This is a genomic window from Amycolatopsis sp. cmx-8-4, from assembly GCF_046548675.1.
In the GTDB taxonomy this organism is placed as follows: domain Bacteria; phylum Actinomycetota; class Actinomycetes; order Mycobacteriales; family Pseudonocardiaceae; genus Amycolatopsis.
On sequence record NZ_JAEBDZ010000007.1, the window covers coordinates 254,738 to 277,442 of the forward strand.

Sequence of the window (22,705 nt, forward strand, 5' to 3'; positions counted from 1 at the left end):
CGGGGAACCCGTGTCACATGACGCCCATCGAACCCGCGGCCCCGGTGCCGAAACCCGGACCGGCCCCCGTGCAGGGCATCGGCATGCTGGTCGGCCTGCTCTTCCTCGTGCTCGGCGCGTGCGAGCTGATCCCGGGGGTCACCGCCGACAACCAGCTGTTCGGCGTGTTCGCCGTGTCCGGGGTGTGGACGCTCGTGCACCTGCTGACCGGCGCCGCCGCCGTGTTCTGCACCCGGTCCGCCCCGCTGGCGAGCCGGTTCCTGCTCGTGGGCGGGATCTGTTACGTCGTACTGGGGATCGCCGGCCTGCTCCCGCTGCCCGACGCCGTCACCGACGTCATGCCAATGAACGGCGCCGGCGTCTGCCTCGCACTGGGGTTCGGCACGGCGATGGTCATCCTCGGCGCGGGCTGGCTCCGGTACGCACCGCCGCGCGAGCGGTGAGGAGCTCCGGGCCGGGGAACCGCACCAGCACCGCGGCGAGCAGCAGTGACAGTCCGAAAAGGACATAGCCGTTCCCGGTCAGCTGCTGGACGAACGTCCAGTGGCGCTCGACCTGCTCCCCGCGGGGCCACCACCACTGCGGGCCCGCGACGAACAGGACCGCGCCCACCCCGGCGAACACCGCGAGGCCGCGACGCCGGGTGCGGCGCGCCAGCTCCGCCCAGCCGAGCAGCACGACCACGGCCCACACCCAGTGGTGTGTCCAGGAGATCGGCGAGACGAGCAGGCCGCCGACGGCGTTGACACCGAGTGCGATCGTGCGCTCCCCCGCGGCCAGCGCGCGTCGCACGCCCCACGCCGTCAGCACGAGCACCACGGCCACCAGGGGCAGCCACCACGCGGTCCGCGCGTCGGCCGGCACGCCGGCCCGGGCCAGCAGGCCCAGCAGTGACTGGTTGCCGGCGTAGGTCGGCTCGCCGACGCGGCCGGTGTCCCAGAGCGCGCCCGTCCAGTACCGGAACGAGTCCGCTCCGGCGAGCAGGAAGCCCAGCGCCGTCGCGGCGAGGAACGTCACGACGGCGGTCATGGCGGCGCGGGTGTCGCGGCGCAGCAGGAGGTACAGCAGGAACACCGCCGGGGTCAGCTTCACCGCCGCGGCGATGCCGATCAGCAGGCCGCGCGGCCACTTCGGAGTGTCCACCAGGACGTCGAGCACGACGAGGGCGAGCAGCAGCAGGTCGATCTGGCCCGCGTACACCGTGCGCAGGACCGGTTCGAGCACCTCGGCCAGCAGCAGCACGGCCGTGATCCGGCGCCAGCCCCGCAGTCCGGGCGGCAGCACGCCGAGCGCGCCCAGCACGGTCGAGAGGACCACGGCCAGCAGGCCGAGCGTGACCAGCGTCAGCAGGAGGCAGGCGAGCCAGTACGGCAGGATCGTGAGCGGCGTCAGCACGATCGCCGCGAACGGCGGGTAGGTGAACAGCAGGAACTGCCCGTCCTGGGTCTGCGGCAGCGCGCCGTAGAGGGCGTCGCCGTGCAGCAGCGCCGCCGAGCCCAGCCGGTAGACGTCCAGGTCGACGCGGTACGCGGGGAACCGCAACCGGTCGCCGGTGACCGACACCAGCAGTGGCACCAGCAGGAGCAGTTGCGCCCCCAGCAGCACGTACTTGTTCCCCAGCCGTCGCCGCACCCCGCTCCCCCCTTCGTCTCTCCTCGCATTCTGGCGGTTCCCCGCGGCTGCGCCATCCGGGTATCCCCCGGATCCACCCCGGGGAAATCCGGTTGCCGAGCGTGAGCGAACCGGCCAACCTGGGCCGATGGGCATTCCGGGCGGCTTCGCCTACGACGTCGACGAGCGCGGCACCGTGACGATCACCCACCACGGCCGTCCCGCCGGGACGCTCCGCGGGGGCACCGCCGCGCGCTTCCTCGCGGCCGTCGAGAAGGACGACCCGCAGCTGGCGATGGCGAAAGCGACGGGCAACTACAAGCACGGCAACGAGCGGCAGGCCCGCAACCACGCGCGCAACCGGGGCCGGTGAGGGGTAACCGGGACTTCCACCCCGTTCGGCGTAACCCCAACAGACGGATGGGCTAACATTGGCCACCGTGCCGAAGACCTCGCCAAAGATTCACGCCGACCCGAACATCGGTTTCGCTTGGCTGAGGATGATCGGCGCGATCACCGTGATCGTCGATCACAGCATGCCGCTGCTGCACCCGGACCGGCTGACGATCTTCCCCGCGTCCTGGCACATGTCGCCGGGCTACATCGCGCTGATGGGGTTCTTCGCGATGAGCGGCTACCAGATCCAGGACAGCTGGGAGCGCGACCCGTCGTGGTGGCGCTTCTCCGCGCGGCGGCTGCTGCGGATCATGCCGCCGCTCGTCGTGGTACTGCTGGTGACCGTGTTCGTCATCGGCCCGCTGGTGACGACCTGGCCGGCGCACGACTACTGGACGCACATCCAGACCTGGCGCTACCTGGTCGGCACGACGGTCCTGTTCTACATGCAGCACGAGCTGCCCGGGGTGTTCAGCGGCAACCCGTACCCGTTCTCCGTCAACGGCGCGCTCTGGACGCTGCCGATGGAGCTGCTCGGCTACGCGCTGGTCCTCGTCGTGGGCATCATCATCCTGATCGGGATGCCGCGCTGGTTCCTGTTCCTGGTCCTCGGCGGCATGGTCTACACGGACACGGTGCTGCACGCGACGTTCGAGCAGCACGGCCTGGGCGGCTCACTGCTGGTCGTGCCGATCGGGTCGACGGTGTCGTTCCTGGTCCCGTTCGTGATCGGCGTGATCCTGCACAGCTACCGGGGCAGGATCCCGTTCCGGCCGCTGTACGCGTGGATCCTGTTCGCCGCCTACCTGGGCCTGAGCCAGACGCCGGCGAGCCGGTACGCGCTGGCGCTCAGCGCCGCCTACGGCGCGATCACCCTGGCGATGCACTGGCCGAAGCGCCTCGAAGCGGCCGGGCCGTGGGTCTACGGCAGCTACGGCACCTACATCTGGGGCTTCCCGATCCAGCAGCTGTTCATCTTCGCCGGAGTGCGGGAGGTGTGGCTGCTGATCCTGCTGGCGCTGCCCAGCGCCTACGTCGTCGGGCAGCTGTCCTGGACCTACGTCGAGAAACCGACCCAACGGCTGCGACGGCACCTGCGCGCGCCCGCGCCGAAGCGAGCCGCGGTCCCGCCGCCGGTGCCCGTACGGGCTCGCCAGCTCCACTGATACCCGGCATGCTGGCTGCGTGGCCTACGACGTGCAGAAGATCCGCCAGCACTTTCCCGCGCTGACCGAAGGCGCCGCCCACTTCGACGGACCGGGTGGGTCCCAGGTCCCCGACGTCGTCGGCGAGGCGGTGGCCGGGACACTCTGTTCGGCGATCGCCAATCGCGGCTTCGTCACCCCCGCCGAACGGCGCGCCTCCGACGTCGTCGCCCGGGCCCGCCAGGCCGTGGCCGACCTGCTCGCCGCGTCCCCGGACGGCGTCGTCTTCGGCCGGAGCATGACGCAGCTGACCTACGACTTCGCCCGCACGCTGGCCAAGAACTGGGGCCCCGGCGACGAAGTCGTCGTCACCCGGCTCGACCACGACGCGAACATCCGCCCCTGGGTGCAGGCCGCCGAAGCGGTCGGCGCGACCGTGCGCTGGGCGGACTTCGACCCGACCACCGGGGTGCTCGCGACGGACGCCGTCGCCGGGCTGCTGTCGGAGCGGACCCGGCTCGTCGCGGTCACCGCCGCGTCCAACCTGCTCGGCACCCGGCCGGACGTGCCCGCGATCGCCGTGGCGGCGCACGACGCCGGCGCGTTGCTCTACCTCGACGGCGTCCACCTGACCCCGCACGCGATCGTCGACGTCGCCGCGCTGGGCGCCGACTTCTACGCCTGCTCGCCGTACAAGTTCCTCGGCCCGCACCTCGGGGTGGTCGCCGCCGCGCCGGCGTTGCTGGAGACGCTGCACCCGGACAAGCTGCTGCCCTCGACGGACGTCGTGCCGGAACGCTTCGAGCTGGGCACCCTCCCGTACGAGCTGCTCGCCGGGACGACGGCGGCCATCGACTTCCTCTCGAACCTCGTCGAGGGTCCCGGCCTGCGCCGCGATCGGCTCGCCCGGTCGCTGAAGGCGTTGGAGGAGCACGAAAACCTGCTGCTCACGCGCCTGGAAACGGGCCTGGCCGCCATCCCCGGCGTCACCCGGTACGGCGCACCGGACCGGCAGCGCACGCCGACCGTGCTCTTCACGGTCGACGGCGTCGCGCCGATGGCGGTCTACAGCTTCCTGGCCGCCCAGGGGGTGAACGCCCCCGCCGGCACCTTCTACGCGATCGAGACGGCCCGTCACCTCGGGATCGCCGACGCCGGCGCGGTGCGAGCGGGAATCGCGCCGTACACCAGCGAAACCGACGTCGACCGCCTCGTGGCCGGAGTCGCCGCGGTCGCCGTCGGCTGATGAGTCTGCCGCGGCTTGTCGTGAGTGTTTAGGGCGGTTAGAACCGCCCTAAACACTCACGACCGTTACGGCGCCGGGGCGTAACCGGACGGGCGGGCCGTGAAGGTGCCACGGCCTTGCGTCCGGCTGCGCAGCCGGTTCGCGTAGCCGAACAGCTCCGCGAGCGGCACGGTGGCCGTGACCACCGCGGTGCCGGACCGCACGGCCGAGCCGGCCACCCGGCCCCGGCGTGCGGCGAGGTCGCCGAGCACGCCGCCGACGACGTCGTCCGGCACCGTGACGACGACTGAAGCGACCGGCTCCAGCAGCCGCATCTCACTGGCGCGCAACGCTTCCCGCAGCCCGAACCGGCCCGCCGCGCGGAACGCCGGCTCCGACGAGTCCTTCACGTGCGTGGCGCCGTCGACGAGCGTGACGCGCACGCCGGTCACCGGGTGCCCGCCCAGCGGACCCTCGGCCAGGGCGTCGCGGCAGCCGGCTTCGACCGCGCGCACGTACTCGCGCGGCACCCGCCCGCCGACGATCGCCGACGCGAACTCGAACCCCTCGTCAAGGGGCTCGACGTCCAGCACGACGTGGGCGAACTGCCCGGCGCCGCCGTCCTGCTTGACGTGCCGGTAGACCAGCCCCGACACCCCGCGCACGACGGTCTCCCGGTAGGCGACCTCCGGCCGCCCGACCGCGACTTCGAGGCCGCGCGTCAGCCGCAGCTTCTCCACCGCGACCTCCAGGTGCAGCTCGCCCAGCCCGGACAGCAGCGTCTGCCCGGTCTCCGGATCGGTCCGCACGACCAGCGACGGGTCCTCCTCGGCGAGCCGCGCCAACGCCGAGGCCAGCCGCTCGCCGTCGGCCGACCGGCGCGCCTCGACGGCCACGGAGACCACCGGGTCCGCCGGCACCGGCGGTTCCAGCAGCACGGGGTCGCCCGCCACGCACAAGGTGGCGCCGACGCGGGCCGCTTTCGGCCCGGCCAGCGCGACGATGTCGCCGGCCACCGCGGTGTCCACTTCGGCGTGCCGGTCGGCCTGGACGCGCAGGATGCGCGCGATCCGTTCCGTGCGCCCGGTTCCGGCGTCCAGCACCTGCTCCCCCTTCCGCAGCGTTCCCGAGTACACCCGGACCGACGTCAGCCGGCCGGTGGCCGTCGCGACGACCTTGAACACCAGCGCGGCCAGCGGCGCCGCCGGGTCGGCAGGCCGGTCACCACGCACCGGCGTGACGTCCGCCGGCGACGGCAGGTAGGCCACGACGGCGTCGAGCAGCGGCTCGATACCGCGGTCGCGGTAGGCCGAGCCGCACAGCACCACGAGACCGTCGCCGGTGCGGGTCAGGTCGCGCAGGGCCTTCTCGAGGGTCTCCGCCGAGACGGTCCCTGTGGCGCAGAACTCGTCCAACGCCAACGGGTGCAGCTCGGCGACGGCCTCCTCCAGCCGGCGACGGCGTCGCCGCACCTCCTCCGTCAGTGCGTCGGGTACCGAGTGCGGGCGCAGCAGGTCGACGACGCCGGTGAAGCCGTCCTCCCGTCCGATCGGCAGCTGCACGACCAGCGGCGCCGGGTGCAGGCGACGCCGGATCGACTCGACGGCGGCGTCGAGGTCGGCGCCCGCGCGGTCGAGCTTGTTGACGAACGCGATCCGCGGCACGCCGTGCCGATCCGCTTGGCGCCACACGGTTTCGCTCTGCGGCTCGACGCCTGCGACGGCGTCGAACACGGCGATGGCGCCGTCGAGCACCCGCAGCGAGCGCTCGACCTCGTCGGTGAAGTCGACGTGGCCGGGCGTGTCGATGAGGGTGAGGCGGTGGCCGGCCCACGCGCAGCTCACGGCCGCGGCGAAGATGGTGATGCCGCGGTCGCGTTCCTGCGGGTCGAAGTCGGTGACGGTGGTGCCGTCGTGGACCTCGCCCGTCCGGTGGATGACGCCGGTGCGGTGCAGGATCCGTTCGGTGACGGTGGTCTTGCCGGCGTCGACGTGGGCGAGGATGCCGAGGTTGCGGACGTTGTCCAGGTTCGAGGTGCGCACGGTGCGGTCCTAAGCGGTGTGATCCGGTTCAGGGCAGCGCGATTCCGCGTGACTGTCCACAAAGGTGTGTCACGGGTCCGGTGTCAGCCGCGCGGCCGGCACCGAGGGCCCGAAGACACCAGGATCACCTCGAAGCGCGAACGGGAGACGGCGATGCGCGGACGCATGGCGGGCTCCTCTCGTTCGGCGCGGGTGTGCGGTTCCGGGGCAGCGTAGCGACGGCCCCGCCGGGCACCAACCGGTTTTCCGGCCGTGAAAGCCGAAAGGCCACCCCGGACGGTTGCCGGGGTGGCCTTTCGGAGGGTCAGGTCGGGATCAGCTGGGGTCCTGGTCGAGCTGCGTCGCCTTCACCGCGTTGGCGACCTGGGTGCAGTCGTCGTCGGTGATGCCCGCGGTGCCCGCCTTCGACAGCGCGGCGCAGGAGGAGTTGAGGGCTTCGCCGACGTCCTTGAACGTCGCGCTCGGGGTCAGCGTGTTCTCGACGCCCCACCAGACCTGGACCGACTTGTCGAGGCCGAGCCCGCGCACGGTCTGGTTGTTGAACGTGTCGCCGTCGGTGATCAGGTAGTCGGCCTTGTTCACGACGCCGTCGTTGATGTGCTCGTCCGGGTTGTTCGTCTCCCAGCCGGGGCCGTTGACCATGTCCGGCTGCGGGGACAGCGACGAGCGCGGGTCCTGCATGTTGCGGATCGCGCCGAGCGACGAGCCCGCGCCGAGCAGCCAGCGGTTGCCGCCGGTGTCGTTGGGGTCGTTCGAGGTGATGCCGATGAACTTGCCGAAGACGTCCGAGAGGCCTTCGTTGATCGAGTCGGCCTGACCGCCGCTGAGCCCGGAGGTGGCCTGGGTGACTCCGTGGGTCAGCTCGTGGCCGGTGATGTCGTCGGTGGTGACGCCCTCGCCGAAGGCCATCTGCTCACCGTCCCAGAAGGCGTTGGCGAACGGGCATTCGCCGTCGACGCAGATTCGGACGGTGCCGCGCAGGGCCTTGCCGGTCCCGTCGCTGTAGTCGGCACCGATCAGGCCGGTCAGGTCGACGTTGACGTACTTCGAGTAGAAGTCCGAGGCCTGGCCGAAGAAGTCGTAGACGTGGTTGACGTCCTCGACGCTCGACTCGGCCGCGCCTTCCTTGCGGGCGACGTCGAACGCGGTGCCGCAGCGGACCGAGTCGGTGGTGCCGCTGACGACCTTGCGGTTGGCGTCGCAGACGTCGCGGTTCGCCTCGCGGACCTCGGACCACGAGGTCAGGACCTGCGGCGTGCCGGCCTTGACGACCTCGGTCCACTTGTCCTGGAACTTCTGGCCGTGCACGGTGACCTGGTAGGTCGACACGGCGACGCTGTCGCCCTTCGCCCCGCCGAGCGTGGGGTCGAACCAGTAGGCGCGCGGCGCGTCGGCCTTCAGCGCGGTCTTGGCGAGCCCGGTGCGCTTGGCGACGTCGGTGATGGCCGCGTCGGCGGCACCCGCGTCGCTCGCCGGGAACGCGCCCGCCGTCTTCTTCGTGGTCCGGCCGTGCGTGGCGAGCACCGCGCCCGCCTTGTCGCGGATCTGGACGGTCTGCCCGCCGAAGACCGGCACCCCGCCGATCTCCTGCTGCGACCGCAGCACGCTGCCGAACGGCATCGCCTGGGCGTTCATCGCGCGCATCGACGGCTGCGCGATGGTCGCGGACGCCGGCGAGCCGGTCACGACCAGCGATACCGCGACGAGGGCAGCGCTCGCTGTCGCTGTCCCAACGATGACCCGTTTGCGTGACACCCGGTACACCTCCGTGGAAGGTCTTGATCACCTGACGTGAAGTCCGTGCAGGTTCACATGCCCCGAAGGGTGAGCACACCGGCTGAAAGTAGGTAACTGACCACTTGAGATCAGGTAACGGTTGCTAAATCACCGACATTTCGGACGCCCCCGGCAGACACCACGTGTGACTGGAACGCCAACTCGCGTGATCAGGAGGTCGACACGCGTGATTGAGGGGTCGACACGACGAGGCCCGGGCGGACGCGCCGTGTCGACTCCCCAATCACGCGAGTTGACCTCTGGATCACGCGAGTTGACCTCTGGATCACGCGTGTCGGCCGGCGGGGCTCAGGAAGTCGGGGGTGGGGCGACCACTCGGAGCTGGAGCATCGCCGCGAAGCGGGCTTCCGGGTCCGTCATGTCGAAGCCACCCACCTCGGCCAGGCGACGGAGGCGGTACCGGAAGGTGTTCGCGTGGACGTGGACGGCGGCCGACGCGGCGATGACGTCGCCGAAGGCGTCGAGCCAGGCCCGGAGCGTCTCGACGAGGTGGGCGTGGTGCAGCTCGTCGTACTCCAGGAGGCGGGCGACCGTGCCGGTCGGGCGGTCACCCCGCGCGGCGACCAAGTCCTGCAGCTCCAGCAGCAGCGCCTCGACGTGCACGTCCGCCAGCAGCGCGGCCCGGCGGCCCGCGCCGCTGCCCGTGCGCAGCACCCGCAACGCGCGGTCGGCGCTGTCGCGCGCTTCCGGCAGCTCGGCCGCGCTGCGGGCGACCGGGCCGATGCCGACGACCGCGCGGACGCGGTCGCCCACCCGGTCCAGGAAGTCCCGGGCGATGCGCATCGCGCGCTGTTCGCCGTCGGCGTCGCGGCTCACCGGGACCAGGCCGTAGGCCGTGTCGCCGACGAGGGCGGCCGCGCAGCGCGGGTGGACGGCGCTGAGGTGCATGGCCAGGCCGTCGCTGAGACGTTGCCGTTCGGTGGCGAGGCCGGCGTCGGCGGCCTCGCCGCTGTCGAGCACGGCCAGCGCCAGCACGACGACCGGCTGGTCGGCCAGGCCGAGCCGGCTCAGCGCCTCGCGAGCGGCGGCCCCGCCTTCCAGCGCCGTGCTGAGCAGGTCCGCGCGGAGCCGGCGTTCGACGTCGGCGCCCGCCCGGACGCGCAGCATGTGCAGCGCCACCAGGCGGGCGGCGTCGCAGAGCGCCTGGGTGCGGTCGGCGGTCAGCGGCTCGGACACCGCGGCCCAGATGGAGCCGAGGATCTCGTCCCCGGCCCGGACGGCGACGGCCACGCGCGGCATCGTCAGGCCGTCGAGGCGTTCGACGGGCAGGTCGACGTACACCGGCTTGTCGGTGCGGTAGAGCTCGCGGAACACTCCGCGGTCGGACAGCATGCGCGCGAACCGTTCGGGCACCTGGCGACCGAGGATGGTCTCGACGCGCGACGGGTCGGCTTCGTCCTGCCGCCCGGAGAAGGCCAGCACGCGGGAGCGGCGGTCCTCGATGGTGACGGGCGCGTCGATGAGCGCCCCGATCGCGTTGGCCACGGCGAACAGGTCGCCCGAGGGCAGCCCGGCGAGGGTCTCCGGCTCGGCGTCGCCGACGTCGCCCTCGGCCAGCAGCGACCGCAGCATCGCCGCGAGCTGGGTCCAGGACGCACCGCGCGTCAGGGAGAGCAGGGCGACGCCGGTCTCCTCGACGGCGGCCCGGACCGCGTCAGTCACCGTGACCGGCGCGCGCAGGACGAGCCCCGCGGCGTCGTGGCGGGCCAGGATCCGCAGCTGCCGGACGACCTCGTCCGGGTCGCCGAGGCCGACGCCGAGCACGAGGGCGTGCTGCGGCAACGCCGGTTCGTCGAGGGGGTCGTGGATGGCGACGCCGCCGATGCCGCCGGCCCGGTCGCCGTCGCCTAGCACCAGGTCCAGGAGGGTGCCGCCCAGGTCGTCGAGGACGCGGCCGAGGCTGGCGTGCGGGCGCAGGTTCACGGAAACGAGCACCTCCCGAAGCTAGGCGGGACGAGGTCAGCCTAGTTGGTCGGCGGGGACGAAATCAGCCCCCGAGTTCGTCGAAATCGACGAACTAAGAAACCGGCCGTCAGGTCAGCTTGGCCGCGACGTTGTACGCCTCCACCTGCAGCCGGGCCTGCGGCACCCGGCGCGCCGGGTCGACGCGGATCGTACGACGTGCGGCTTCCCGCTCAGCGGTGACGTCGTCCTGCCGGACGGGGTCGCGCTCGGTACGGTTGCGTCGACTCCGCACCGAAGCTCCGGGGCGGGTTCACCCGAGGAGGCAGCACGCCATGGTCCAGGTCGAACGCACCGTCACCGTCCGCACGCCGGTCGACCAGGTCGCGGGCTACCTCGCCGACTTCGCGCACACCGAGGAGTGGGACCCGGGCACGGTCCGGTGCACCCGCACCGACGCCGGTCCGGTGGCCCTCGGCGCGCGGTGGCACAACGTCTCGGAGTTCCGCGGCAAGCAGACCGAGCTCGACTACGAGCTGACCCGGCTCGAGCCGGGCCGCGTCACCTTCGTCGGGCAGAACAAGACGGCCACCTCGACCGACGACTTCACCTTGACGCCGGGCCCGGACGGCACGACGGTCCACTACCGCGCGACGATCGTCTTCCACGGCCTGGCGAAGCTCGCGAGCCCGCTGCTCAAGCGGGTCTTCGAGGGGCTCGGCGACGCCGTGGTCCCGAAGCTGACCACCGCGCTGGAGCGGCTCAAGACGAGCTGATGCGCCGGGCGGCCACGTCGGCCGCGATCCGAAGGTCGTCGACCACCGTGAAGCCGCACTCCCCCAGGTGCGCCCAGCCCGGCCCCGCCGTCATGACGTCGAGGCCGAGGTCGCGCAGCCGGAGCACGAGGCGGTCGTCGGCGGTCGGGGCGGCCATCGACCACAGCACGACCAGCACCGGGTCGAGGCGCTCGGCGAGTTCGGCGAGCGTTTCGGCCGGCACGAGCTGGCCGAGGTAGCGCACCGGTACGCCGGACTCGGCCAGGGTCGCCCGCAGCGCCTCCATCGGCAGCGAATGCCGTTCGGCCGGGCAGCACGCCAGCAGCACCGGACGGCCCGGCACCGTCTCCGGGAACCGGCGGCCGAAGCGTTCGAGAGCGAAGGAAGCTTCCGTCGTGAGGGCCCATTCCGACGCGAAGCAGACGTCGCCGCGCTGCCAGCGGTCGCCCAGCTCCCGCAGCACCGGGACCAGGACGTCGGTCCAGGCCGCGGCCGCGCCCAGCGTGGCCAGCGTTTCGTCGATCAGCGCGGCGACGGCTTCGAACTCCAGGTCCTCGGCCGCTTCGGCGAGCTCCCGCACCCGGCGGGTGGCCGGGACGCGCGGCCGCGGCGCGGTGGTGAAGGCCGCTGCGGCCGCCTCGCGCACTGGCATGCCGCGCCCGATCAGCCGCTGCATGTGCTGCAGGCGGCGGACATCGGCGTCGGAGTAGCGGCGGTGCCGGCCCTCGCTGCGGGCCGAGGGCCCGATCCCGTACCGCGCGCTCCAGCTGCGCAGCGTCACGGGCGAGACGCCGAGCAGCTCGGCGACCTTGCCCGGCGCCCACGATCCCGCGGCCGGGACGGGTATCGCGCCGACGTCCATCCGGATCCACCGTCCTGTTGGCACCCACCGGCCGGGTGAGCTGGCGGAAGCATAGCGACGGGCCGGCGCGGCACGGCGCCGGCGCGGAGACGCCGCGGCCGGGGCGACGACCGGCACCGGTGATCCGCCTCGCGACCTGCCGGTCACGGGCGGCCGGCACCCGCGACGGCCGGGAAGCGCTGTCCCGTCCCGGCCAAGCTACACCCGGCCCGCAACGGTCGGGCATCGTTGCCGCACGGATGCGGTACCCACCGGAAGATCCCCCGCGCGGATGACCGCCGTGTGGTTTCCCGGTCCCCGGGGTACCACCCGTCCGGGGAGGCGGTTCCCATCGCCGAGCACGGAAGACACCCCATGGACGACCATCGCACCGCGGCCGCCATCGGCCGTGCCACCGAAGCCGCGCTCGTGACCGTCAGCGGTTCCGGCGACCTCGATCTCGGCTGCGCGCCCCGGCTGCGCCGGCTGCTGCTCACCGCCGTCCGGGAGGCGGCCCGCGGCGTGGTCGCGGACCTGAGCGCCGTCACCTTGTGCGACTCCACCATCTTCAGCGTGCTCGTCGACGTGCACCGGGAGGCCCGCGCCGGCCGCGTCCCGTTCGCCATCACCGCCGACCGGGCCTCGGTCGTGCGGCCGCTCGAGATCCTCGGGCTGGACGCGCTGCTGCCGCTCTACGCGGACCTCGGCGCGGCCCGCGCGGCCGTCAGCCGGTGGCCGGAGACCCGCGTTTCCTGACGCCCCTGTGGATCGGCTGAAGAAACCGGCCGCACGGTCGCGGCACCGGTGGCGGGCACCCCAGGATCGAGGGCATGGTGGTCCTCTCCGAACGAGCGGCGGTGCGGCGGCTGCACGACCGGCTCGGCTTCGGCCCGCGGCCCGGCGACCTCGACCGCGGGTTCGCCGAGACGCGCGACCGGCTGCTGGGCACCGGTCCCGACGCCGGCGCGGCCGCGACGCCGATGCCCGCCCCCGGTGCGCCGCCCGAGCGGCCCGGCAAGCAGGACAAGCAGGACAAGGCCGCGAAGCAAGCGGCCACCAAGCAGCTGCAGGCGCAGGCCGCCCAGGCCACCCTCTGGTGGCTGGACCGGATGACCGCCGCCGACGTCGCGTCGGTGGAGCGGCTGACCTGGTTCTGGCACGGGCACTTCGCCACGAGTGAGCAGAAGGTCCGCAGCCCGGAGCTGATGCTGGCGCAGAACCAGTCCCAGCGGGACCACGCGCTCGGCAGCTTCACCGACCTGGCGCGCGCGATGGTCGTCGACCCGGCTCTGCTGCTGTGGCTCGACGGCAACAGCAACAAGGCGGGCAAGCCCAACGAGAACCTCGCCCGCGAGTTCATGGAGCTGTTCACCCTCGGCGTCGGGCACTACACCGAGGACGACGTCCGCGAAGCCGCGCGGGCGCTCACCGGCTGGACGGCCCAGCGGGACACGACCACCGCGAAGCTGGTGCCGAAGCGGCACGACGATGGCGAGAAGCACATCCTCGGCGCCACCGGCGAATTCGCCGCCCAGTCCTTTGTGGACCTGGTGCTGGGCCGGCCGGAGTCGGCGCCGTTCGTCACCGGGCGGATCTGGTTTCGGCTGGTGTCTTCGGCGCCGCCCGCCCCCGACGTGCTGAACCGGCTGGTCGCCGCCTACGGCAGCCGCCGCGACATCCGCGCGCTGCTGCGGGCGATCACCGCCGAACCGGCGTTCCGCGACAGCGCGACGTCGCTGGTCAAGCAGCCGGTCGAGTGGCTGGCCGGGCTGCTGCGCGCGTTCGGCGTGCGGCCCGGCTCGCTCGACGAGAAGACGCGCGCGCAGCTGCCGGCCGGGCTGCGCGGGCTCGGTCAGGTGCCGTTCCTGCCGCCCAGCGTCGGGGGCTGGGCGGCGGGCGGCGCCTGGCTGACGACGTCCGCGGGGGTGGCCCGGCTGCACCTGGCCCAGCTGGTCGCCGGGCACGCCGACCTCGGCGTCGTCGCCAAGGCGTCGGACAAGGCCGCGGCGATCGGCGAGCTGCTCGGCGTCGACGCGTGGTCGGACCGGACGCGGGCCGCGCTGGCCGGCGTCTCCGGCGACGTCCGGCAGCTGGCCACCGTGGCCGCCTGTGCCCCCGAATACGTAGTGAGTGGGTGACGATCGTGCAGGTCAACCGACGCCGGTTCCTCACCGCGACCGGGGTGACGGCCGCCGCGGCGCTCGCCGCCGGCGCGACCCAGGTCGACTGGCCGCGGCTGATGTCGGCCGCGCAGGAGAACCCGCTCGACCCGAACGCGGGCGTGCTCGTGGTCGTCACCCTCTACGGCGGCAACGACGGCCTCAACACGGTCGTCCCGGCGGGCGACAGCGCCTACCAGAACGCCCGGTCCGAGCTGGCCTACAAACCCGAAGAGGTGCTCGACGTCGGCGAGGGGCTCGGCCTCAACCCGGGGCTGAAGGGGTTCAAGAGCCTCTGGGACAGCGGGCAGCTGGCGATCCTGCGCGGGGTCGGCTACCCGAAACCGGACCACAGCCACTTCCGGTCGATGGCGATCTGGCAGACCGCGTCGCCGGAGACGTCGGTGCCGACCGGCTGGCTCGGCCGCTGGCTCGACGCGACCGGCGACGACCCGCTGCGCGCCGTGTCGGTCGACCCGGTACTGCCGCCGTTGCTGGCCGGCGCCCGCACGGCGGCCGCGTCGCTGCCGGTCGGCGGGCTCACCCTGCCGAAGGGCGCGCTCGGGACGGCGTTCCAGGGCCTCGGCGCGACCCAGTCCGGCGAGGGCTACTGGCAGGCCCGCGCGGCTCGCTCGGTCGGCGACCTGCACCGCGCGGTGGCGACGCTCGGGGCGCATGTGTCCACAAAGGACAAGGGAAAGGCCCAGCCACGCAAGGGAGAGCTGGCCGCGCAGCTCGACGTCGTCGCCGGGCTGATCGAGGCGGGCGTGCCGTCGCGGGCGTATTCGGTGTCGCTGGGCGGCTTCGACACGCACGCCGACGAGCGTGGCACCCAGCAGCGGCTGCTCACCGAGCTGGACGGCGCGCTGACGCCGTTCGTGCAGCGGCTCGCGAAGACCGACCGCGGCAAGCAGGCGGTGGTGATGGTCTACTCGGAGTTCGGCCGGCGGGTGACGGCCAACGCGAGCCAGGGCACCGACCACGGCACGGCGGGCCCGATGTTCGTGCTGGGCGCGAACGTCCACGGCGGCTTCCACGGCGCCGAGCCGAGCCTGACCGACCTCGACGACGGCGACCTCAAGCTCACGACGGACTTCCGCGACGTCTACGCGACGATGGTGGAGGACGTCCTCGGCTCCGACGCGGGTCCGGTATTGCCGGGCCACAGCGGCCGGCTGACCGGCTTGTTCGCCTAGGACTCAGGCGGGGCACCGGTGAGCGGTCTGCCGCGGCTTGTCGTGAGTGTTCAGGAGGGTTAGAACCCTCCTAAACACTCACGACCGCTGCGGCTGCCTCACGCGGGCGGCAGCCCGGCGAGCCGGAACCGCGCTCCCCCGGCCGGCGCCGCCTCGCACCACAGGTCGCCGCCGTGGGCCCGGGCGAACCCGCGCGCGATCGGCAGCCCCAGGCCCGAGCCACCCGGGCCGCGGGCCTCGTCCAGCCGGACCAGGCGGTCGAAGATCCGCTCGCGGTCCGCGCCTGGGACGCCCGGGCCGGTGTCGGTCACCGTCACGCCGTCCGGCGCGACCTCGAGGGTCAGCGTGCCGGGCCCGGCCATCGCGCGGACCGCGTTGTCCGCGAGGTTGGCCAGGATCTGCGTCAGCCGGGCGCTGTCGCCGAGCACGTGGGCGTCCGGGCCGGTGACCGCCACCGTCACCTCGGGCGCCGTCAGCTCCAGGCGGTCGGCCTGGGCCCGGGCCAGCGCGAGCAGTGCCACCGGTGCGCGGTCCAGCTCCGCGCCCGCGTCGAGCCGGGCCAGGTCCAGGAGGTCCGCGACGAGCTTCCCGGCCCGCTGCGACTCGCGGACCACCAGCAGCTGCAGCCGGGCCGGGTCGGCGTCCGGTGGCAGCTGCAGCAGCGCCTCGGCCGCCGCCTGCACGCCGGCCAACGGCGTCCGCAGCTCGTGGGCGGCGTCCGCGACGAACCGCCGGGTGCGCGCCTCCGACGCCCGCGCCGCTCGTTCCGCGCCTTCGAGGGCGTCGAGCGCCGAGTCGAACGCGGCGGCCGCGCGGCCCAGCTCCGTCGTCGCCCGCTCCGGCGCGAGGCGGTCACCGCGGCGGCCGGCGACGATCGAGCGGGCCAGCCGGGTCATCGCGTCCAACGGGGCGAGCGCGAACCGGACCGCCAGCAGCAGGGCGACCGCGGCGACGAGCAGCGCGGCCAGCCCGGTGCCGAGCAGCACCCACCGCAGGCTCTGCTCCGCGGCCGCCACGAGGGTCTCGTCCGCGGTCAGCGTCAGCTTCGCGCCGTTGATCCGGGGCGGGCCGGACAGCGTGGCGCGGACCTGGCGGATCCGGTCGGCGGGCGGCAGGTCGGCCGCGCCGAGGAACGTACCGTCCGGCAGCGCCAGTGACGCCTGCACGCCCCGGGTTTCCATGCGCCGCAACAGGTTCTGCGGCGCCGCGTTCTGCTTCGCCAGCTGCTGGGCCAGCTGCACGCGGGCGGTGAGCAGGCCGTTGACGTCCTTCTCGGCCTGGGCGCGGAACACCGTGTCGACGGCGAACCCGACGGCGACCAGCACCACCGCGAGCACCACCAGCACCGTGACGGTGACCCGGCGGCGCAGTGACACCGTCCGCAGCCCGGTCACGGCTCGCCGCGCAGGACGTAGCCCTGGCCGCGCACGGTGTGCAGCACCCGCGGGCCGTGCGCCTCCAGCTTGCGGCGCAACGTGCTCACGTTGACCTCGACCAGGTTCGCCGCGTAGTCGCCGTAGCCCCACACCGCGGTCAGGATCTGCGTCTTGCCCACCACCCGCTCGCGGTGCCGCGCGAAGTAGACCAGCAGCTTCCACTCGGTCGAGGTCAGCTCGACCTCGGCCGCGCCGTACCGGACGCGGCCACCCTCGACGTCGACCACCAGCTCGCCGACCTCCACCGCCGCCGGCGCGCGTCCCGTCCGGCGCAGCACGGCCGTCACCCGCGCGACCAGCTCGGCCAGCACGAACGGCTTCACCACGTAGTCGTCGGCGCCCTCGCCGAGCCCGCGCAGCCGGTCCTCGACGCCGTCGCGCGCGGTCAGCATCACGACACCCGCGGCCGACAGCCGGCGGATCACGCGCAGCAGCTCGAACCCGTCACGGCCCGGCAGCATGACGTCCAGCACCACGAGGTCCGGCCGGGCGCGCGACAGCTCGGCCTCCAGCCCGGCGCCGTCGGGCAGCGCCCGGACGTCGAACCCGGCGGTGCTCAGCGCCGTCTCGACGGCGACGCGGATCGCCTCGGCGTCCTCGACGACCAGGATCCGCGGGGCGTTCACCGGACCAGGGTAACGCCGTCCACTGTGGTCATTCCCCGAACGCGCGAAAGCCGGCCCCGGAGGGTTCCGGGACCGGCTTGCGCGGGGTGGTCAGGCGGTGACTTCCTCCTTGGCCGCACCGGAACCGACGGTGATGCGGCGGGACTGCGCCCGCTGCGCCACCGGGATCCGGACGGTCAGCACGCCGGCGTCGTAGTCCGCTTCGATGCGGTCGGCGTCGAGCGTGTCGCCGAGCAGCAGGCGGCGGGTGAACACCCCGCGCGGGCGCTCGCTGACCTGGTACCGAGCGCCTTCGGCCGGGTTGGCGGGCCGCTCGGCGCGCACGGTCAGGACGTTGCGCTCGACGTCGAGGTCGATCGAGCCGGGCGTGACGCCGGGCAGGTCGAACTGGACGACGAAGTCGTCGCCGTCGCGGTAGGCGTCCATCGGCACGCTCGCCGGACGGCTCGCCGTGCCGGTGGCGCCGAAGAACTGCCGGCTCAGCCGGTCGAAGTCGCGGAACGGATCGGTACGCAGCACCATTTCGGATCTCCTTCCCACCAGGGGTTCGTGGCCGGGGCGGTGGTGGCCGCGCCCTCGCAAAGTTGACAACTACCGACTCAACTTAGTTGTTCCGAGGATGCTCAACCCGAGCCTGTGACACCGGGCACACCCGGGCACGCGTGGGTGACCCCCATCGGGTGGATAACCGCTCGATGGGCGGATCGGCGCGGGTCAGGCGGTTATCGTCCGGTCGAAGCGTCCACAATGGACCAAGGCTGGACTGGGAGGGGACCCCGTGCGTGTGACCCATGCCGCTCTGGCGGCGCTGGCGGCCTGCGGGCTCGTGCTGCTCGCGCTCCCCGCGCCGTGGTCCGCGCACGCCGACCCGCTGCCCGGCGGCCTCGGCCCGTGCGTGCCGGGCACCTGCCCCGGCACCTTTCCCCCGGTCGGCAACGGGTCGTTCGCCGGGCGCGACAACGGCGTGAACGTCTTCGTCGGCGGCACCATGCGCGTCACCGGCAGCGCGGCCGAAGCCGAGGGCCGGGTGGTCGTCGGCGGTGACTTCACGCTGCGCAAGACGGCGGGCTCGTCGCTCTACAACGTCGGCGTGGCCGGGGTCGGCTCACGCGTGCCGCCACCGGACGGGGCCGACTTCCTCACCGTGGGCGGCGATCTCACCGTCGCCGACACCCAGCGGCTCGACGCGGTCGGCGACTCGGGCGGTGGCGTGGTGCGCCACGCCGGATCCCTGACGGGCACCGTGATCGGCACCGTCGTCCACGACCCGGCGGCGATGAAGCCGTACGCGGGCCTGCGCGAGAAGCTGACGGCCGCGAGCCAGTGCTACGCCCGCGTCGACGGCGGGCTGCGCACCGCCACCGGAACCGTCGTCAACCACGGCTACGAGACGACGTTCACCGGCGACGGCAAGTCCGCGCTGCAGGTCTTCAACCTCACCGCCGACATCGCCGGGCCGGGCGGCAGCACGCAGGGCATCACGTTCGACGGCATCCCGGCCGGCGCCACGGTGCTGGTCAACCTCATCGGTGGTCCTCGCACGATCAACACCTACAGCGGCACCCTCGACGACAACGACCCGCTGAACAAGCTCCGGTCGCGGCTGCTGTGGAACGTCCCGGACGCGGCGACGGTCACCCTGACCGGCAGCGGCCAGTTCCAGGGCAGCGTGCTGGCCGGCAACCCGGACGGCACCACGACGATGACCCTGCCCGGCAGCAACGGCCGGTTCTTCACCGCGGGCAACCTCGTCCACGGCTCCGGCGCCGGCGCGGGCACCGGCCAGGAGTTCCACGCGTACCCGTTCACCGGCGACCTGCCGTCGTGCGCGAAGCCCGAGCCGACGACGACGCCGACGACGCCCACCACCAGCACGACGACGACCACTTCGACGACATCGACGACCCCGACCACCGGCCCGGCCACGACGACCACCGCCGAGCCCACCACGACCACGGCTCCCACCACGACGGAGCCGACCACCAGCACCACCGAGCCCACCACCGGCGAACCGACCACCACCAGCACGGCACCGACGACGGACACCGCGAGCACCACCCCGACCGGGCCGACGTCGACGACCACCACGGACACGAGCACGGCCACCGTGCCGACGAGCACCACCGGCGAAACGACCACCACGGACACCACGACGTCCAGCAGCACGCCCGCACCGGTGCCGACCATCACCGGCGGCGGTTCCGGCAGCCTGCCGGACACCGGCACCGACGCCGGCCCGCTGCTCGGCCTCGGTGCCCTGCTGGTCACCGGGGGTACCGCGCTGGTGCTCGTGACCGTCCGCCGCCGCACCCGGTGACCCGGCAGGCGTAACTCCACAATGGACCGATCTTTCACACTGCGGGCTCACGAGGTCCGTGTCACCATCGGGTGAAGTACCTCGCGGGCCCGTGGACCTAACAAGGGCGTAGCACTCTCGTAATGAAGGGTCATTACGGTCCCCGGGGCATGTCGATCGGGCAAATGGCGGGCCCCGCGCCGGTGGCGGCTCCGCGAGGTGAACAGGTGCTTGCGGTAGAAACCGAGAAAACAAGAGTGTCGCGCGGCTGGGTGCTGCCCGTTTTCGGGGCGGTGCTGGGCGCGCTGGTCTTCCTCGTGGTGCGGGGCAGCCTGACCGACGACAGCTACATCACCCTCGCCTATGCGAAGAACCTCGCGGAACACGGCGAATGGGGCATCATCCCCGGATCCCCGGCGAACTCCGCGACGTCCCCGCTGAACGTGCTGCTCCTCGGCGCCTTGACGCTGGTGACGCGGATCGCGGGCGGCTCGCACCCGGTGGTGGCGCTGGGCATCCTGACCGTGGTGTGCGGTGGCGCGCTCGGCTGGGCGTGGCAGCGGATCGGCCGGGTGCTGTCGCTGCCGACGGCGGCCGGGGTGCTGGGCATCACGCTGGTGCTGCTGAACCCGTTCGTGTTGTCCGCGATCGGCTTGGAAGTCCTGCTCATCCCCGCGGTGCTGCTGGTGCTGACGGCGCTCGCGCTGGAAGGCCGGGCGGTCTGGTTCGGCGTCGCCGGCGGGCTGGCCATCCTGACCCGGCTGGACCTCGTCGTGTTCGTCGTGGTGATCGCCCTGGGCACCCCCGCGATCCGGCGGCGGCTGCTGCCCGCGGCGGGTTTCGCGGTCCTGACGACGGCGCCGTGGTTCCTGGTCAGCTGGATCGTGTTCGGCTCGTTCGTGCCCGACACCCTGGTGATCAAGCAGTCGCAGGCGGGGCTGTTCGCGCCGTGGAGCTACAGCACCGGGCCGATGATGTACTACCTCGGCTGGCCGGTCACCGTGCTCGTGTCGTTCCTCCCGGCGCTGGTCGGCGTGGTCGCGCTCGCCGGCTGGGCCGCGGCGCGCTTCGCCGTCCGCTGGCCCGACTTCCCGCCGCTGGGTCCGCTCGCCGCGCTGGCCGTGGGCGGGATCCTTTACTACATCGCCTATTCCTACCTCGGAGTAGGCCCGTTCCACTGGTACTACGTGGCGCCGGTGACCGCGACGAGCGCGTTCGCCGTGGCCGCGTTCGGCGCCTGGTACGCCCAGACGCGCGAACGCCCCGCCCTGCGGACCGGTCCCCCGCTGCTCGCGCTGGGCCTGACCGGGTTGCTGGTCCTCAGCGGGGCCGCGGTCGACGCCGCGCAGGGCCTGCCCTGGAAGTCGCCCGTGGTGTTCGGGAACTGGGCCAGCGCGGACGACTACGCGCGGGTCGGCACCGAGCTCGGCCAGCGGCTCGACGGGGCGAGCGTCGCCAGTCCCGGCGAGATCGGGACCCTGGCCTACTACTGCCAGTGCGCGATCCTCGACGTCTTCTCCGACCGCGGTGAAGCCGTTTCGCTGGTGCAGCAACGGATCGCGAACGCGAGCCCGGTGATGAGCCTGGCGCTGCGGGTGAACTACCACTGGCTGGACCGCTCGGCCGGGCCGCGCAAGCCGGACTACCGGCTGCAGTACGCCTCGGGCCCGGCCACCGGGCCGGACAGCTGGCAGGTGTACTCGGCGGCCAAGGGCGTCGGGCACTTCGTCCTCACCCGCGAGCCGTGAGCGTCGCCCATCGGGAGCCCGTTGTGGACACGGCTCCCGAACCGCGGCCCCGCACGCCACGACGCTGGGTGCTGCCCGTGGCGGTCGCCGCGGGGTCGGCGCTGGTGTTCGCCGCCGTGCGCCCGCACCTGATCGACGACACGTTCATCACCCTGTCCTACGCCCGCAACGTCGCCTTCCACGGGCACTGGGGCCTGATCACGGCGGAGACGTCGAACACCGCGACGTCACCGCTGAACGTCCTGTTGCTCGCGGTGCTGACGTTCGTGCTGCGCGACGCCGTGCTGGCCTGCGGCGTGCTGTTCGTGCTCGGCCAGGTGGCGCTGGTGCTCGCGCTGCGCCGGGCCGGGACGCGGGCGGGCCTGCCGCCCTGGTTCGCGCCGGCCGCCGTCGCGCTGCTCACGGTGAACCCGCTGCTGCTGTCGTCGATCGGGCTGGAGGTCGAGCTCGGCGCGGCCGGGATCGCCTGGCTGCTGGTGTGCGCCGGCGAACGGCGGCCGGTCGCGTTCGGCGTGCTCACCGGCCTGGTCGCGCTGGTCCGGCTCGACCTGGTCGTGGTCGCGCTGGTGCTCTTCCTGCTGCGCCGCCGGTTCTGGGAAAAGGCGTGGCAGACGGTGCTCGCCGCGGCGGCGGTCGCGCTCCCCTGGTTCGCCTTCAGCTGGGTGGTGCTCGGGTCGGCCGTGCCGGACACGGTGATCATCAAGACGCTGCAGAAGTCCTGGGGTACCTGGGACTTCGGCAACGGCCCAGGCCTGTACGCCCGGGTCTTCCCGTGGGCGACGGCGTTGTCGTTCCTGCCCGCCGCCCTCGCGCTGGGCGCCTTCGCGCTCTGGCTGGCGGGTTCCGGCCGTCGTGGTCCACAGTGGACGAAGGTGCTGCCGTTCGCCCCGCTCGTGCCCGCCGGGCTCGCGCACTACCTCGCCTACACGCGGCTGCACGTGCCGCCCTACCACTGGTACTACGGGCCGAGCCTGGTCACGGTGACGCTCTTCCTGGTCGCCGCCGCGGCCGCGTGCGTGCGCCTGCCCGCCCGGGTGGCCGGCGCGGTCGCCGTCACCGGGGTGCTGGTCCTGAGCGTCGGCTGCTACGTCTCCGACGGCCTGCCGCGGCGGTTCGCGCCGCTGATGTCCAACCACGACTCGACGGCGGACTACGAGCGGATCGGCCCGGAGCTGGGCCGGCTGGTCGGCGGCGGCACGGTCCGCAGCGGCGGGGAGATCGGCGTGCTCGCCTACAGCTGCGGCTGCGCGATCGTCGACCTCTTCGACGACCGTGGCGCCGTCGGCCCGGCCATCACCGCACGGAAGGCCGACCTCGGCGCGCTCGGCCGGGCGCTCGTGGACGTCAACTTCCGGTACTTCGACCACGGCGACCGGCCGATCGTCACCGACTACGCCCTGGTGCGCGGTGATCCGCCGCCGGGTGCGCTGGCCCACTGGACACTGTCGTCGCCGTGGGCCGGCACCCAGCAGCTGTATCTCGTCCGGGGCAACGGAAGCGGAGCTTGAA

The 22,705-nt window shown here is 73.1% G+C and carries 20 protein-coding genes; 11 read left to right on the top strand and 9 right to left on the bottom strand.

What is annotated here, in order from left to right; all coding sequences use genetic code 11:
- The first annotated feature begins 17 nt into the window (after window positions 1-17).
- On the top strand, window positions 18-443 hold the full coding sequence (locus ACLJQZ_RS17410; RefSeq protein ID WP_410621023.1) for a DUF4383 domain-containing protein: 426 nt from the start codon (window positions 18-20) through the stop codon (window positions 441-443).
- Here the strand turns inward: ACLJQZ_RS17410 and ACLJQZ_RS17415 are convergent.
- On the bottom strand, window positions 394-1,632 hold the full coding sequence (locus tag ACLJQZ_RS17415) for a glycosyltransferase 87 family protein (protein WP_410621024.1): 1,239 nt from the start codon (window positions 1,630-1,632) through the stop codon (window positions 394-396). The two genes, ACLJQZ_RS17410 and ACLJQZ_RS17415, sit on opposite strands and share 50 nt — an antisense overlap.
- Before the next feature lie 127 nt (window positions 1,633-1,759).
- Between ACLJQZ_RS17415 and ACLJQZ_RS17420 the strand changes: the two genes are divergently transcribed.
- The 3 genes from ACLJQZ_RS17420 (at window position 1,760) to ACLJQZ_RS17430 (ending at window position 4,398) form a co-directional block, all read left to right on the top strand.
- Window positions 1,760-1,984, top strand: coding sequence for a hypothetical protein (locus tag ACLJQZ_RS17420; protein WP_410621025.1), 225 nt, complete (start codon window positions 1,760-1,762; stop codon window positions 1,982-1,984).
- Between the two features lie 67 nt (window positions 1,985-2,051).
- Window positions 2,052-3,173, top strand: a complete 1,122-nt coding sequence (locus tag ACLJQZ_RS17425) for an acyltransferase family protein (protein WP_410621026.1) — start codon at window positions 2,052-2,054, stop codon at window positions 3,171-3,173.
- Between the two features lie 19 nt (window positions 3,174-3,192).
- Window positions 3,193-4,398, top strand: a complete 1,206-nt coding sequence (locus tag ACLJQZ_RS17430) for a cysteine desulfurase-like protein (protein WP_410621027.1) — start codon at window positions 3,193-3,195, stop codon at window positions 4,396-4,398.
- Between the two features lie 65 nt (window positions 4,399-4,463).
- On the opposite strand, the gene fusA is transcribed toward ACLJQZ_RS17430, so the two are convergent.
- The 4 genes from fusA to ACLJQZ_RS17450 form a co-directional block, all read right to left on the bottom strand.
- Window positions 4,464-6,419, bottom strand: a complete 1,956-nt coding sequence (gene fusA / locus ACLJQZ_RS17435; RefSeq protein ID WP_410621028.1) for an elongation factor G — start codon at window positions 6,417-6,419, stop codon at window positions 4,464-4,466.
- A 315-nt stretch (window positions 6,420-6,734) separates the two neighbouring features.
- The gene (locus ACLJQZ_RS17440) at window positions 6,735-8,174 is read right to left on the bottom strand and encodes a M4 family metallopeptidase (protein ID WP_410621029.1); all 1,440 of its coding nucleotides are present in this window, start codon (window positions 8,172-8,174) and stop codon (window positions 6,735-6,737) included.
- Window positions 8,175-8,504: 330 nt separating this feature from the next.
- The gene (locus ACLJQZ_RS17445; protein ID WP_410621030.1) at window positions 8,505-10,151 is read right to left on the bottom strand and encodes a PucR family transcriptional regulator; all 1,647 of its coding nucleotides are present in this window, start codon (window positions 10,149-10,151) and stop codon (window positions 8,505-8,507) included.
- A 97-nt stretch (window positions 10,152-10,248) separates the two neighbouring features.
- Window positions 10,249-10,413 carry a hypothetical protein gene (locus ACLJQZ_RS17450; protein ID WP_410621031.1) on the bottom strand — a complete coding sequence of 55 codons (165 nt, stop codon included), beginning with the start codon at window positions 10,411-10,413 and terminating at the stop codon, window positions 10,249-10,251.
- A gap of 40 nt (window positions 10,414-10,453) precedes the next feature.
- Between ACLJQZ_RS17450 and ACLJQZ_RS17455 the strand changes: the two genes are divergently transcribed.
- Complete coding sequence (locus ACLJQZ_RS17455) at window positions 10,454-10,894, top strand: SRPBCC family protein (RefSeq protein ID WP_410621032.1); 441 nt, start codon at window positions 10,454-10,456, stop codon at window positions 10,892-10,894.
- Here the strand turns inward: ACLJQZ_RS17455 and ACLJQZ_RS17460 are convergent.
- Window positions 10,881-11,756, bottom strand: a complete 876-nt coding sequence (locus ACLJQZ_RS17460) for a MerR family transcriptional regulator (protein WP_410621033.1) — start codon at window positions 11,754-11,756, stop codon at window positions 10,881-10,883. The two genes, ACLJQZ_RS17455 and ACLJQZ_RS17460, sit on opposite strands and share 14 nt — an antisense overlap.
- A gap of 354 nt (window positions 11,757-12,110) precedes the next feature.
- Between ACLJQZ_RS17460 and ACLJQZ_RS17465 the strand changes: the two genes are divergently transcribed.
- From ACLJQZ_RS17465 to ACLJQZ_RS17475, 3 genes are all read left to right on the top strand, one after another.
- Complete coding sequence (locus ACLJQZ_RS17465; RefSeq protein ID WP_410621034.1) at window positions 12,111-12,491, top strand: STAS domain-containing protein; 381 nt, start codon at window positions 12,111-12,113, stop codon at window positions 12,489-12,491.
- Between the two features lie 74 nt (window positions 12,492-12,565).
- Window positions 12,566-13,873, top strand: a complete 1,308-nt coding sequence (locus ACLJQZ_RS17470) for a DUF1800 family protein (RefSeq protein WP_410621035.1) — start codon at window positions 12,566-12,568, stop codon at window positions 13,871-13,873.
- On the top strand, window positions 13,870-15,090 hold the full coding sequence (locus ACLJQZ_RS17475) for a DUF1501 domain-containing protein (protein WP_410621036.1): 1,221 nt from the start codon (window positions 13,870-13,872) through the stop codon (window positions 15,088-15,090). Before ACLJQZ_RS17470 ends, ACLJQZ_RS17475 begins: the two co-directional genes overlap by 4 nt.
- A 98-nt stretch (window positions 15,091-15,188) precedes the next feature.
- Here the strand turns inward: ACLJQZ_RS17475 and ACLJQZ_RS17480 are convergent, their stop codons facing one another.
- The 3 genes from ACLJQZ_RS17480 to ACLJQZ_RS17490 form a co-directional block, all read right to left on the bottom strand.
- The gene (locus ACLJQZ_RS17480; RefSeq protein ID WP_410621037.1) at window positions 15,189-16,484 is read right to left on the bottom strand and encodes a sensor histidine kinase; all 1,296 of its coding nucleotides are present in this window, start codon (window positions 16,482-16,484) and stop codon (window positions 15,189-15,191) included.
- The gene (locus tag ACLJQZ_RS17485) at window positions 16,481-17,152 is read right to left on the bottom strand and encodes a response regulator transcription factor (RefSeq protein WP_247052432.1); all 672 of its coding nucleotides are present in this window, start codon (window positions 17,150-17,152) and stop codon (window positions 16,481-16,483) included. The genes ACLJQZ_RS17480 and ACLJQZ_RS17485 overlap by 4 nt, the downstream gene beginning before the upstream one ends.
- Window positions 17,153-17,242: 90 nt before the next feature.
- Window positions 17,243-17,674, bottom strand: a complete 432-nt coding sequence (locus tag ACLJQZ_RS17490; protein WP_410621038.1) for an Hsp20/alpha crystallin family protein — start codon at window positions 17,672-17,674, stop codon at window positions 17,243-17,245.
- A 256-nt stretch (window positions 17,675-17,930) separates the two neighbouring features.
- Between ACLJQZ_RS17490 and ACLJQZ_RS17495 the strand changes: the two genes are divergently transcribed.
- From ACLJQZ_RS17495 to ACLJQZ_RS17505, 3 genes are all read left to right on the top strand, one after another.
- Window positions 17,931-19,469, top strand: a complete 1,539-nt coding sequence (locus ACLJQZ_RS17495; RefSeq protein ID WP_410621039.1) for a choice-of-anchor A family protein — start codon at window positions 17,931-17,933, stop codon at window positions 19,467-19,469.
- Between the two features lie 206 nt (window positions 19,470-19,675).
- Entirely contained in the window at window positions 19,676-21,196 is a 1,521-nt protein-coding gene (locus ACLJQZ_RS17500) for a hypothetical protein (protein ID WP_410621040.1), read from the top strand.
- Window positions 21,197-21,219: 23 nt separating this feature from the next.
- Window positions 21,220-22,704 (top strand): hypothetical protein, encoded by a 1,485-nt coding sequence (locus ACLJQZ_RS17505; RefSeq protein WP_410621041.1) that lies wholly within the window; start codon window positions 21,220-21,222, stop codon window positions 22,702-22,704.
- Window position 22,705 lies beyond the last annotated feature (1 nt).

Coding starts and splice junctions, on each gene's coding strand:
- ACLJQZ_RS17410 (WP_410621023.1), top strand. CDS start 18: ATGACGCCCATCGAACCCGCGGCCCCGGTGCCGAAACCCGGACCGGCC.
- ACLJQZ_RS17420 (WP_410621025.1), top strand. CDS start 1,760: ATGGGCATTCCGGGCGGCTTCGCCTACGACGTCGACGAGCGCGGCACC.
- ACLJQZ_RS17455 (WP_410621032.1), top strand. CDS start 10,454: ATGGTCCAGGTCGAACGCACCGTCACCGTCCGCACGCCGGTCGACCAG.
- ACLJQZ_RS17460 (WP_410621033.1), bottom strand. CDS start 11,756: ATGGACGTCGGCGCGATACCCGTCCCGGCCGCGGGATCGTGGGCGCCG.
- ACLJQZ_RS17465 (WP_410621034.1), top strand. CDS start 12,111: ATGGACGACCATCGCACCGCGGCCGCCATCGGCCGTGCCACCGAAGCC.
- ACLJQZ_RS17470 (WP_410621035.1), top strand. CDS start 12,566: ATGGTGGTCCTCTCCGAACGAGCGGCGGTGCGGCGGCTGCACGACCGG.
- ACLJQZ_RS17490 (WP_410621038.1), bottom strand. CDS start 17,674: ATGGTGCTGCGTACCGATCCGTTCCGCGACTTCGACCGGCTGAGCCGG.